Genomic DNA, 12096 nt, shown 5'->3' with positions numbered 1-12096 from the left:
AACGACCCGTTGAGCCATGGGATGGTAAACATCCAGGGCATCTTGTGGAGAAGCGTGCAGTAGATAACAGCGCCTGGGGAAATGTTCAAGAACGTTTCTTCTATTCCCGCATGCCCTAAAAAGGATTTCAACAGTGGTAACAGCTTACTTTTCCGTCGATCGCTGCAATACATGGTGATGAAATCCTACGAATGAGTGAGAATACGTGAGATAAACGCTTAAAACCGAGGGACGGGCAGGTTAGTTTAATTACAAAAAGAGGATGATGATTATTGGAAAAAGGTTCGGCGGGTAGCTTTTGGAGGGAGTTTACACGGTACTAAACAAGAAATGAATGATCATAAACAAACCAGTAAAGTAATCTGTAAGGATAAAGGAGAAATCTTATGGCACGTATTGATGAAATTGAGTCTGATGTATTTCGTCTTTCGATCTTCTCAACGGAATCCGGATTCCAGTACAATGCATTTTTAGTCCGAGACGAGGAGCCTCTTTTGTACCATACAGGCCCTAAATCACTTTTTTTTCAGTTCAGTCAAGCAGTTGCTAGCCTAATTGATCTTAAACAATTGCGCTGGATTAGTTACAGTCATTTCGAGTCGGACGAGTGTGGCGCACTCAATGAATGGCTCACAATTGCACCTCAAGCTGAGGCTGTAATCGGGATTGTTGGGGCGGCGGTAAACGGGGAGTTCGCTATCAGACCTATTCGTTCGCTTCAGGACAACGAGGTATTCAGTACGGGGAAGAAAAGCTTCCGTTACTTGCGCACACCCCATCTCCCGCATGGGTGGGATGCAGGATTGCTTTTTGAAGAGACCGACCGGACTCTCTTCACTTCTGACTTGTTCCATCAAAACGGTGATGTAGAACCAGTCACTGAGGCTAGTTTAATTGATCGGTTTAAAGAAGTGTTACACAACTCACAAGGTCCATTTTCCAACTATATTCCCTATACCTTGCACACAGAGCAGATGCTACGTAAACTAGCAGATCTAAAACCTAAAACACTTGCTGTTATGCCTGGCTCTTCTTACAAGGGAGACGGTAAGAGTGCTATTGAAGAACTCATTAAAGTATTTCAAGAAATGTAAGGTATGCTAGCACTAGCAAAGATTTACTCCCCATCACCATATGTATCCATATGTTTATCAGAAGGTACCACAGCTATCGAAGTCTAACATGCTTCTTCAACTAACGGGAAACGATAGCGTGGAGCTGCCAAAAGGACAACTCCTCTTAAATGTTCATTGAACAGTAATTTGTAATAAACTTGAAATCATCCTTTCACCTTGCATTAATAAAGTTACTTTTATTATCGTGCGATTCAATCTCAGATCTTCCAGGCCCGATTCTCCCATAAGGCAATATACTTAATCGTTACGTAGGCTCGAATAACGCACGTTGATATAATAACTCTATATAAGATGTCAGGCTGTCCGCCAGCACAGGGCGGTCAAATGATTCCAGAAGAGTATAGGTGGAGGAATATGGGGATGAATACAAAATGTCGCAGCGGGAGTTCGCAGCGTTCCGCAACACTTATATGGCGGGCAAATGGCATATGGGTCCCGGGTTTCCGCATCAGGAGACTTTGACTTAGCGTATCACTATCACGGCGTCGTGCCATGTTGGATACTCGCGATTTATGGTGGCGCCTGCTGTCGTTGAGTACTGGCGTGTGGGCCTTCGCGGGCGAGTTGGGGGTACTGGTGCTGACTTCACGCCGTGGATCGCGTGGTTCTTGTCCCCTATGGCGGCGGCATGGATCTCATCGGGAAGCTGTTTTCTTATAATCTCTTTATTATCGTCGTTCCTGTCAAGAGCAAGGTTTCTTTTCTATTACGTAAAATTCTAGTTTGACGAAATAGAATAAATGCCGATCCGCGGCGCTGAATTCCTACCAACCCGTGTATCTAGTCATGTTTTTGGACCTGAAGAAGTTCAATAATAACCAATAACATATCTTCCAACCGAATTCTGTCGTCGACAAAATGCTGCAGATTAATCCCATTAAAGAGTGCCATTGCAGCTGTTGCTAAGGTTCTTGCATCCAATGGACTTCCTGCAATCCCCTCATCTTTCATAACCTGAAAAAAATGCGTTAGGAATTGTCTCCATTCCTCCATCTGTACAATAAGCCTCTCCTTGATTTGAGGTAATTCATTGGAAATCATGCATCCTTGAATAAGCAAAGAAGAGGACCCTTTTTCGTATGCTTCATTGAGCAAGCGTAAAGAGTATTGTTGAAAGTTGCTCAGCAAGTCCCGATCTTTTCGATTCAGAGCAGATAGCAAATCTTCAAAGTAAAAATCAATGCCTTCTTTAATGATCTTTAGCAGGAACTCCTCTTTGCCGGAGAAGTGGGCATAAAATCCTCCTTTGGAGTAACCGGCATGTTTCACGATCTGTTCAATGCTTGTATTAGAGTAGCCGTGGAGAGAGAATAACTCGACCCCGGACTTCATCAGCTTTTCAATGGTCTGTTTTGATTGTTGCTGGTGCTGATTTCCCATGCCATAAATCCCCTTTTTATAATTCTGAGTTCCCATTGATTGGAATAAAACCCACAATGTATAATGTTTCCAATGCATACCGACTAGTCGGTATGTGAAATTTCAAAAATAAAGGAGTTCAAGTAATGAAGAGAAAAATTTGGTTTTGGGGACTATCTTTTGTATTTTTATTGACTCTTTTGATCGCTCCGGTACAGCAATCTTTCAGTGCATCCGAGGGAGCTTCCAATGCGGATAGTATAACTGGAAGTGCACTCGGCGGTCAATATCACCTTAGTCATGTGGTCAAAATTTACGTTCCTTCTACGGTGAAAGGGAGCATTCCCATCACCGATGAAGCACATGAAAAGTTCGTTGATCAGGCGCTGACGAAATTTTCAAATTGGTTTGGCGGCGCTACGGCTGTCGCCGGCTCGGGTGCTTGGGTTGATAATGACAAAAAATTGATCAAAGAAAAAGTAACGATCGTGTATGCCTTTGCCGAGAAATTGGATAAAGAGGCCGTTAATCAAGTCGTCTCGTTTGCGAAACAGATGAAAGGGGATCTCGAGCAGTCTTCGATAGCCCTCGAAGTCGATGGCAAGATGTATTTTATCGAATGAGATCATAAAGACAGGCGTGTACATATACTTCATCAATCCTTTATTGATTAAATGACTATAGGCAGCAAAGATGCAATAGGTAAAGCAGTCAATAATCATACTTATACTCTTAAAGTGACGCCGAAGAACATCTTTTGCGTCACTTTAAACTTGTTTTATGTTCACTTTTCCTGCAGAAGGGAGCGCAAAGGTAAATGAAAAAATATGCTATATTCATTGTAGCGATCATATTTCTCGTCACCACGGGATGTGGTCGGTTGGACCTGATCATTCATGAAGACGGTTCGGGAGGAGGGGAATACACGATCGAACTTACTGGCAAGTTCTCAGCCCAGGATGTATGGAGGGAAATAGATAAAAGTATAGAGAAGACCAACAAGGCAGCTGGAAATTTTAAACTCAACATTAGTGTTAAAGAATGTGCCTCAACAAAACGGTTAACTGAAATTCGGTGAAAGCGTATATGTTTGTGTCGCGAAAGCGCATATGTTTGTGTCGCCGAAGGAAAAATGTCCGGCGACACAAACATATGTGCTTTGAGATCCCCGTAAATTGGGGATTTTATATTTTAAAGCACCAATGTTTGTGTCGCGAGGTCACGACACAAACATTGGTGCATAATCGTTTTACGACACAAACATAGGTGCATAATCGAGGAGATAGAAAAACTTGAATTTGTAATGTTTGTTCAAAAGGCCATTAAGCTAAATGGCAGGTTACACACAGCAATGGATAAGCAAAAGCCCTGACATTTTATTCATTATCACGATTGGTAGTTTTGTGTTTATTGCCTTTGCTGTCATAGGTGACCCATTCACCAACAGGCTCGCCCATGTCAAAATACCCTGAACGCTTTAATGTTTCATCTGTACGATACCATTCCCAAAAGCCATCTGGCTTATCATTAATCATTTTTCCCTTTGACCATATTGTTTTTCCGTGACCCTTTTACTTGTAAGTGCGGATATACGTTAGGCGATTTTACTTTGACACAGTGGGCAGAATGGAATTTCCTTGCAAAGATTAATGACGATGTTGTGTTGAAATGGTTGTCAGGTGAAATGGGAGTTGTAACAGAAACAAATCGACTACTGTTTATTCCTCGGTCTGTTTCTGTTGACATGTTTAATTTCGAAGCAACCATTACCTCCAAGTTTCCTAGCAGTGAACATAAGAAGATGATAACCAAGAGAGACTACTCCTTAAGTAACGAGTTTAAAGATCACGTATATGATGAAAATAAGCAATGCTTCAGGGCCATTGACCGGTATGTCAGAAAAAAATATTTGGCTAATCACCACGTTTGTTTACATACCCTACAAGAACTCCGTAAACAGGAGGAAGGGGAGTTTCCTCAAATTTGTCCATATGCTTATGCCTATGTATTTTGGAAACACACATTGCTGCGGACCGATCATTTTTATACCTCGATAAGAGCGGATGAAACAAATCGCAGAACATATGAAGGATTTGAATATGCGACTCAACTCATCCAAAAACATATAAATGACTTTAAAGAAAAGCTGTTTAACCACACCAATCTTTATGAATTTGATAACAGAAGATTGTCTGATTGGATCGTAAATCGATTCACATCCGAATTGTGTTTAAATTATTTCTATCAATGGCTTGAAATTGCAAAAGAAGGATCCGAACAAAACCGCGTTCCTGATTGGAATCAAGTTACAAGGATGATAGAAAATAGAATCCCAAAGATGATCTTTAGACACAAATCCAATGTATATGAGCGACAGGTTGTCCAGATAGTCACAAAAAAAGAATCAAGAAATATAGAGCTAGAAAAAATAATTAACGACATAAAATGTCCTAACAAATCAAAAACAATTTAAGAAGTAAAATGCATTGAAACCATTGAAACCCATCGCAACTAGCGATGGGTTTTCGTCTGTCGGAATGGGATAAGGTTCTTGTCATTTATGGGATAATGTTCTTGTCATCCGACATTTGTCGGGTGACAAGAACATTGTCCCATTATAAGTCGCGTAAATTGCGGCTTTTGCTTTTTATGGGATAAAGTTCTTGTCAAATTCCCGTGACAAGAACTTTATCCCATTCCCGAAATTGACAAGAACATTATCCCATTCCCGATAATACAACGGGCCCAAGCGTTTAGTTGAAATCGCCGCCCTGGATAAATTAACCGATTTCAAATGGGATATGGTTTCTTATCCAACCTTCACAGAGCATTCCGGAGTCGGTTTGCGGGTCGATGCGCATATTCTTTCCGTTACGTCCGCCAGCAAGAACAGGGATGACGGCGTAGCCATTGTCATAAAGCGGTTCATGGTTTCTTGAATGTATTTTAACGAAATTCTGGTACCTGTCGTTATGGAAGGAGTAAATTACTCATTTAGTCGAAAAATATATTACAGCAGAAAAAAAACAACCTGCTTCTGGCGGAGCAGGTTATTTTGAGTTGTAAATTAATAGCTTGGGAGCTGAAGGCAACAGAAGAGAATCATCACCATGGGATTTTTAATTATATTTAGAGCTATTGAACCGCAGAAGTTTATCCCCGATTACTTGTCGGAATATCGCATGAAGATGGCCAAGAAATGGCTGGTTGAAACGGATATGAAAATAGCGGAAATCGTGGAGAAGCTGAAATACAATACGCCGGCGAACTTTATCCGGTATTTCGCAAGCTGGAAGGCTGTACCCCGGCCAGTACCGGGAAAATTATTTTAACAAGTAACATTCAATTGGAGCATGGCATTTTATGCCTTGCGAATCTTTCCGCGCCGGTCTTTAAACGCGGTTACCAGTATTACCATAAGGTTGGGAACAACGCCGAACAATGTGATAATTAATGGCCACTCTGCAGTTACACGTTCGTTAAATTCCAATTCGTTCTGATACATGGTCATTGTAAGAAGAAATGATAGAAATGTTGTCGGAAAGATCAGAATATTCTCGTCCTGTAGCCGAAGCAGCCTGGATATGGCCTCATTCAACATAAACAGCACAATGGTTGCCTTCATATAGGACGCGGCGATCAAGCCGATGCTGATGACCGATTCGATCCGCTGAATGATATCTGCGACATCGACCAGCCGCGCAAGCTCGAATAAGGAAAACTTTACAGTCGCCGCCATCGGACCTAGAGCCATGATGGTGCATAGAATCACCAGTGACAAAGAAATACCGTTGAAAAGCAGCGCGATAAACATAAATTTGCCGAGATGTTGTCGTTGATCCCTTCGGACAAACGGCAAAAGTGTTGAGAATAGGATAATCTCCGCGTATGGGAAACCCCAAGTTTGATAAGCGCCGAAGAGGGTTTGCTTGAAACCGTGCTGAAATACGGGCAAGAGAAGCTCCGGACGGTAGGAAGGCAGGCAAAGCAGCAAAACAGAGAACGAGAAGAAAAATACCGCGGCGAGAAGCAGTATAAACATTCTGGACATTACTTCAATTCCCGCACGAACGGTCATGGCCGCAGTAAGCAGGGTTAACAAGTGGAAGACATAGGAAGGCGTTTCCCTCATCATCGTGCTATTGAAGAATTGACTTATACCGATTACGATATTGGACAGCATGAGAAGTAACATGATTAAATAAGGAACGGCGATGATTGCAGTCACCATCCTGCCAAACGTTAGTTCGCTATACTCGACAAACGTTAGTTCAGGGTATTTCCGGTGCAAATAGAGGACACAAGCAAGCACCAACATCCCAATTCCGCTCGCAAGCCACAGCGATACCCAGGCGGCATTTTTTGCAGCACCGGTCAAAGGCGCCGGAATCCAGACGATCGCCGATCCGGTTATATAGGCTGTAAAGAGTGCCGTCATTTGCCAGGAGCTGACCGTATTCAGCTTTTGCATTTTCATCAAGCCCCCTTTCCTTCGGGAATCAGATCGTTAAGCAGGAAGTTTAATTGCTTCCTCAATGTGCTTCACCGCATTTTTAAAAAAGAAATGAAATACATCGTCCAGGTTCGGAGCATGCAGATCTAACAAATAATCGATGCTGAGATACACGGAGGCTATCATTAACAGCCCGTACCCGACCTGCATCCGACGGCGTTTATTTTTCAATTTCGGACCATCATAAATAAACAGAGCGGCATATAAAATAAGCAGAAGCGTGAATTTCTCAATCATGGTTATACCCCAATATCCATCTATAGAGATTGAAATTACTTTGCAAGATGCTCGCCTGTATTTGTACCGGTATTGAACACGTTTACCTCTACGTCAACTGTAATCGGAAGCTTGGCAAAGCGCTCCTCCCAATCCGGTTTCCAGCTTGCCCACAATGCCGGGTCCTTTTGAAATATGCGATTTCCTATTCCCAGTACATCCAGCTTACGTACTTGTAAAAACTTAAGTGTTAGATGCAATTCCTGTTCGAGCGTTTGTTTCATTTTTTGATTAAACATTGCCGCTTCCTCAGGCGTTTTGATGGAAGAGCAAAGCAACTCGCCAGCGTAGCCCTGAACTTTGATAGAGATGCGGGCCTCGGCTGTATCGTTTCTGATCTTAATTGTGGTCTTCGTCTTGACGGATTCTACTTCAACGGATTCCATCTTCCTGATCTCCGGTGCTTTGGGGTCAGTACAAGGCGCTTGGAGAATTCCTCTTTTATATTTACCCATCAGCATGAGCAAGCTTCCGATTCTTTTGGCTGAAACCTCGCTTATTAATTTTCCTTTCCTCAAAATCAGGAGGCCGGTAAGAGAAGCATTTGTCGACTCATCCTTCCGGTCAAAAGAAATGTACGGTACCGCCGAAACCGCAGTTTGGCTTTTGAGATCCAACATCAGATCCCGAAGAGAGGTGTTCAACGTTTTTCCGGCATAATGATAAGACAATCGTTCCGCCTCCCGCAGTTGCTGGCTCGTGCTCGATTCAATAAAAGGTTTGGCTTTCAAATAAGCGTCGGCCCTGCCTTTGCCGATGATCACGGCCATGGTCGGGCGCGGTTCATGATCCCGCGTAAAAAAATCAAGGATTTCTCCGACGTCCCTCTTTTGAGCAAGCTTTTCCCCGATCACAAGAATCCGCATGTGGGACCATGACGCTTTTCTGCCCAAATGAATCGCGATATCGCGGACCGCTTCAAATATGCTTGCGCCTCTTGTTTTGAGATTGATGAACCTATCGCTAGAGCCTTCGCTGTTTCCCGAGGAACTCTTTCCTCCGCTTGTCGGCTTATAGAATTGGACTGTCATATCAATTTCCGATCCATCTTCCGTCAGGTCAACTGCAGCGCCTTGAACAAATGCAAATTCATCCAATTCCACTCGATTCCAGCATCCGGTCAGGAGAATAAGAAACAACACGGATAAAGTTGCGAATCCGTATGCTCTCACCGTTCAACCTTCTTCCTTCGTTAAAGCGGACGAATAATGCCGTTGCCTATTTCGCGGGGAACGCAGCAGGATATCCATAGGCATACGAACAAACACATCGCGAAATTGACGGGGGCGAGTTGGACCAATAGGCGCCATATAGGGCTGCCCCAATGAACGCAAACTCATCAAGTGCAGCATAATCCACAAGAACCCGATCATTAACCCAAATACCCCTAATATAGAGGCAAGGAGCATGAGCGGTATACGCAATAATCGGACGGTCAAGGAAAAATTGTACTGAGGAAGCGCGAAATTTGCGATCGCCGTCAGTGACACTACAACCACCATGGCCGGGGAAGCGATGCCGGCATCGATGGCCGCTTGACCGATAACGAGCGCCCCAACGATACTCACGGCGGAGCCGACGGGACGTGGAAGTCGAACCCCCGCTTCGGTCAGAATTTCCAAAAAAAAGTTCATAATAAGCGCCTCCAACAAAGCCGGGAAGGGAATTCCTTCGCGCGTATTGAGAATCGTAAGCAAGAGTACTGTGGGGATCAACTCAGGGTGAAACGTTGTCAATGCTATGTAAATCGCCGGTAACACAACCGTCAAGGAAAATGAAGTAAACCGCAGCAGTCGGATCATGCTTGAAAAAACCGTTCTCTGGTAATAGTCTTCGGGAGACTGCATAAACTCCATGAAAAGACCCGGACAAATAAGAATACTCGGACTGCCGGAGACCATCACGAATATTTTCCCGTCCAAGAGGGCAGCGACAGCCGTATCCGGCCGTTCGGTGATGCGAACTTGCGGAAAAGGGGTATACCGAGAATCTTCAAGCAGCTCTTCGATATAAGAGGTTTCCAAAATTTCCATTTCCTTAACTTGCATGATCCGTTTTTGAAACTCAGCCAACGTTTCCGGGTTGACGGCTCCTTCGATATAACCGTAAGCAATTTCGGATTGAGATTTCCCCCCTGCTGTTAAAAAATTCAGTTTAAAGTCAGGGGTTTTCAACCTGTTACGTAGCAGTCCGATATTTTTCATCAGATTTTCAACAGTACTCTCGTGCGGGCCTCTCACAACTGGCTCCGTCAAGTTTTCCATCACTTGTCTTTCTTGAATCGTGATCGCTTTGAAGCTGAGTGCCTTGTCCCATTGGTCGAAAAGGACAACGACGTTGCCTCCTAAAATATCACGAACCGCCGTATCCAAATCCCCAATGATGTGCGCGGTTTCCGAAGAAGCTCCGTGATTTTCGAAATAGTTGAACACGTCTTCGGGGGTCACATTTGCGGCAGGTCCGACACAGTGGGGAACCAAATCCTGCATGATTGTTTTAAAGTAGTTTACCTTTTTTTCCTGGACCAGCGACAAGCAATAGACGGCCATGGCCGAATACTGAAGATTTGCCCCGTAATGCCATGGAAGAAAAATGAAATCCTGACATCCGGAGAAGATATCTTTTAACCGATTTCCGCTTTCAAGCAAGCTGGGGTAAATCGGCTCTTTATGTTCGTCGCTTTGCTTCTTCGGATATTCATGAAACACGTCTTGGGTTAAGGAACGATTGAGGGGTTCCCTCCTCTTCCTGAAAAGCTTGATCAGATTCATAAGGTGTCGCCCTCCCCAGAAACATACAATGGAAATAATGATATTTTTGCAGATTTAATGTTAAATTTCCCATATGTATGGGAATTTATTCATCTAGAAAAGTATTTTGATTTTTCGGCGATCTACGTAGAAAGTTGGATATTATAACTTAAACATTTTTACGATAGATCTTGAGGAGTACAACAATACCTCCAAATGGATTTTGCCGGTTCCGGCTACATTCATGATCGATGAGAGCGCCATTATCCGCTCCGCTTATGTCAATCCGAATCTTATGCAGCGTCAAAGTCCGGAGGAAATTTTGCGAGAGCTAAGAAAGCTGTTTTTTGCATCATTCATTTGTGAGCAGAATAATCGATTATGGTAAGAACAAGTCTGAAGAAGCGAGACTTTAAATTGGATATCACATGTATAATTATCTTGCCGTACGATAAGACCTGACATGTCCATATATGCTGGTGATACGGGAGTAGCTTATATGGCTGGGTTCAGCGACAATCAGAGCGGGACGGCAAGCCGATTCCGAGTGACCTTGGTGGACTTTATTTTTTTATTGTTATGGGTTACAGGAATTACGACAAAATAAACCCCTAACGTTTATTAGAAATTTATTTTAATATTGAATTTGTGAACAGTCTTAAGTACTCGTTAGGTGGCCTGAATATGAGTCAAAGCCGTAACTATTACGAGAATTCACGCGTAGGTTGACTCATTCGTAGGATTTCGAAGAAAGAAAACACGGAGAACCGAGTTCTTCTGTTGAATTATGATGTGCGATCATAAAGGGCGGCAGACTTAATGAGGTTGGGGAAGAACAGAATGTATAATTTATTTGAAGGGGGTAATTGTGGTGAATATGGCAACGGCTCAATCGGACGTATATCTAAATCCCGAGCTGCGGATTAATCTCTTTTCCATCGCGTCGATCGCAGTCTTTACACAATTCATCTGTTCGGTTGCCCATGAAGTTCTGGGGCATGCCTTGATGGCCGCGTTGTCGGGAGGATCACTCTTGCATGTATCAAGTGTGGATGCCGACTACAATATCGAACATCTTACGGTCGGATTGCAGCGTTTGATCCATTCGGCCGGCATTCTGATGAATTTTATCGTAGGAATTGTCGTTGCTATCATTGCCAAACAACTGCTGCACGCCTCGTCCAATACCCGATATTTTCTCTGGCTGCTATGCCATGTGAATTTTTTCATCGGCGGGGGTTATATGATGGCCTTGTCTTTTGCCGGATTTGGCGATGTGGACGCTTTTGTGACAGGGCTTCCAAACCCTGTTTTTTGGAAAACCGCTCTCACTCTGATAGGCGCAGTCATTTCATTCGCAACTTTAAAACATGGTGTACGAACGCTCGATCCATTTTTGGGAAACGAGTATGGTGAACGACGGAGAAGAGGAAGAGCTTTAACCATATTTCCTTATCTTGTGTCGGGAATCATGAGTGTAATCGCCGGGCTGTTTAACCCTGTGGGCATGGTTCTGGTCGCGATGTCCGCCGCGGCATCCTCCTTTGGCGGTCAAGCGTTTCTTGCCTGGATGGCCGCATTCATCCGGATTAGAAAATCGGGTGAACCTGTCGAACTGCTTACGCCAGTTTTCTCTAAGACCTGGATCTTTCTGGGGATATTGGCTTTCATCGTAGACGTTGTTGTTTTAGGTCCTGGCTTGCCTCGCTAGTAATTAACAGATGAAGATAACAGTTTCCAATCGGTGCATGTACCGAACGTATCGGTATACCCCCATCTTGCATCTGGAAGCACGTTGTTGATCCCGTCTGAGACAATAATGAAAAAGCAACCTTCGAAATGTCAGGGTTGCTTATGGGGGAGTTGGGACGGTCTAATACAATACTGTTCGAAGATCAAATGCATAAAAGACTGACTGGGCAGAGCAGTTTAAAGAACTAATACGGCTATCAGGGGATTATCCTTATTTTCTAAGAAACGTCTCCTGATGCCGTTGACAACGCGTGAACGAGAAGGGTAGGGGCAAGCGGAATGACTAAACTAGCGGAGAACGCTAGAGCAA

The 12096-nt window shown here is 43.6% G+C and carries 12 protein-coding genes; 6 read left to right on the top strand and 6 right to left on the bottom strand.

Annotated features, from left to right (window positions below):
* Positions 1 to 386: 386 nt before the first annotated feature.
* Positions 387 to 1094, top strand: coding sequence for an oxygen-binding di-iron domain-containing protein (locus ACFQI7_RS33510; RefSeq protein WP_218101922.1), 708 nt, complete (start codon positions 387 to 389; stop codon positions 1092 to 1094).
* 822 nt (positions 1095 to 1916) lie between these two features.
* Here the strand turns inward: ACFQI7_RS33510 and ACFQI7_RS33505 are convergent.
* Positions 1917 to 2516: a TetR/AcrR family transcriptional regulator gene (locus ACFQI7_RS33505; protein WP_218101923.1), complete on the bottom strand. Its 600-nt coding sequence runs from the start codon at positions 2514 to 2516 to the stop codon at positions 1917 to 1919.
* Positions 2517 to 2641: 125 nt separating this feature from the next.
* Here ACFQI7_RS33505 and ACFQI7_RS33500 point away from each other — a divergent pair, with 125 nt between their 5' ends.
* Complete coding sequence (locus tag ACFQI7_RS33500) at positions 2642 to 3118, top strand: DUF3574 domain-containing protein (protein WP_218101924.1); 477 nt, start codon at positions 2642 to 2644, stop codon at positions 3116 to 3118.
* 194 nt (positions 3119 to 3312) lie between these two features.
* Positions 3313 to 3573 (top strand): hypothetical protein, encoded by a 261-nt coding sequence (locus ACFQI7_RS33495; RefSeq protein ID WP_218101925.1) that lies wholly within the window; start codon positions 3313 to 3315, stop codon positions 3571 to 3573.
* A 298-nt stretch (positions 3574 to 3871) separates the two neighbouring features.
* On the opposite strand, the gene ACFQI7_RS33490 is transcribed toward ACFQI7_RS33495, so the two are convergent.
* Positions 3872 to 4030, bottom strand: a complete 159-nt coding sequence (locus ACFQI7_RS33490) for a toxin-antitoxin system YwqK family antitoxin (protein ID WP_230415474.1) — start codon at positions 4028 to 4030, stop codon at positions 3872 to 3874.
* Positions 4031 to 4104: 74 nt separating this feature from the next.
* Between ACFQI7_RS33490 and ACFQI7_RS33485 the strand changes: the two genes are divergently transcribed.
* Together ACFQI7_RS33485 and ACFQI7_RS33480 are read left to right on the top strand one after the other, a co-directional pair.
* Positions 4105 to 4968 carry a hypothetical protein gene (locus ACFQI7_RS33485; RefSeq protein WP_218101926.1) on the top strand — a complete coding sequence of 288 codons (864 nt, stop codon included), beginning with the start codon at positions 4105 to 4107 and terminating at the stop codon, positions 4966 to 4968.
* A gap of 637 nt (positions 4969 to 5605) precedes the next feature.
* Entirely contained in the window at positions 5606 to 5827 is a 222-nt protein-coding gene (locus tag ACFQI7_RS33480; protein ID WP_218101927.1) for a helix-turn-helix domain-containing protein, read from the top strand.
* Positions 5828 to 5856: 29 nt separating this feature from the next.
* Here the strand turns inward: ACFQI7_RS33480 and ACFQI7_RS33475 are convergent, their stop codons facing one another.
* From ACFQI7_RS33475 to ACFQI7_RS33460, 4 genes are read right to left on the bottom strand one after another with little or no spacing between them, the layout of a single operon-like run.
* Positions 5857 to 6966, bottom strand: a complete 1110-nt coding sequence (locus tag ACFQI7_RS33475; protein WP_218101928.1) for a GerAB/ArcD/ProY family transporter — start codon at positions 6964 to 6966, stop codon at positions 5857 to 5859.
* Positions 6967 to 7002: 36 nt separating this feature from the next.
* Positions 7003 to 7245 (bottom strand): hypothetical protein, encoded by a 243-nt coding sequence (locus tag ACFQI7_RS33470; RefSeq protein WP_218101929.1) that lies wholly within the window; start codon positions 7243 to 7245, stop codon positions 7003 to 7005.
* 35 nt (positions 7246 to 7280) lie between these two features.
* On the bottom strand, positions 7281 to 8426 hold the full coding sequence (locus tag ACFQI7_RS33465) for a Ger(x)C family spore germination protein (RefSeq protein WP_268966853.1): 1146 nt from the start codon (positions 8424 to 8426) through the stop codon (positions 7281 to 7283).
* A gap of 33 nt (positions 8427 to 8459) precedes the next feature.
* Positions 8460 to 10055, bottom strand: coding sequence for a spore germination protein (locus tag ACFQI7_RS33460; protein WP_218101931.1), 1596 nt, complete (start codon positions 10053 to 10055; stop codon positions 8460 to 8462).
* A gap of 850 nt (positions 10056 to 10905) precedes the next feature.
* On the opposite strand from ACFQI7_RS33460, the gene ACFQI7_RS33455 reads away from it, so the two are divergent.
* Entirely contained in the window at positions 10906 to 11745 is an 840-nt protein-coding gene (locus tag ACFQI7_RS33455; protein WP_218101932.1) for a hypothetical protein, read from the top strand.
* Positions 11746 to 12096 lie beyond the last annotated feature (351 nt).

Source organism: Paenibacillus allorhizosphaerae (assembly GCF_042659105.1).
GTDB lineage: Bacteria > Bacillota > Bacilli > Paenibacillales > NBRC-103111 > Paenibacillus_G > Paenibacillus_G allorhizosphaerae.
The sequence above is the reverse complement of the archived record's forward strand: the minus strand, read 5'-3'. Positions and strand labels throughout refer to the sequence as shown.

Coding starts and splice junctions, on each gene's coding strand:
- ACFQI7_RS33480 (WP_218101927.1), top strand. CDS start 5,606: ATGGGATTTTTAATTATATTTAGAGCTATTGAACCGCAGAAGTTTATC.
- ACFQI7_RS33470 (WP_218101929.1), bottom strand. CDS start 7,245: ATGATTGAGAAATTCACGCTTCTGCTTATTTTATATGCCGCTCTGTTT.
- ACFQI7_RS33510 (WP_218101922.1), top strand. CDS start 387: ATGGCACGTATTGATGAAATTGAGTCTGATGTATTTCGTCTTTCGATC.
- ACFQI7_RS33495 (WP_218101925.1), top strand. CDS start 3,313: ATGAAAAAATATGCTATATTCATTGTAGCGATCATATTTCTCGTCACC.
- ACFQI7_RS33475 (WP_218101928.1), bottom strand. CDS start 6,966: ATGCAAAAGCTGAATACGGTCAGCTCCTGGCAAATGACGGCACTCTTT.
- ACFQI7_RS33460 (WP_218101931.1), bottom strand. CDS start 10,055: ATGAATCTGATCAAGCTTTTCAGGAAGAGGAGGGAACCCCTCAATCGT.
- ACFQI7_RS33505 (WP_218101923.1), bottom strand. CDS start 2,516: ATGGGAAATCAGCACCAGCAACAATCAAAACAGACCATTGAAAAGCTG.
- ACFQI7_RS33490 (WP_230415474.1), bottom strand. CDS start 4,030: ATGATTAATGATAAGCCAGATGGCTTTTGGGAATGGTATCGTACAGAT.
- ACFQI7_RS33500 (WP_218101924.1), top strand. CDS start 2,642: ATGAAGAGAAAAATTTGGTTTTGGGGACTATCTTTTGTATTTTTATTG.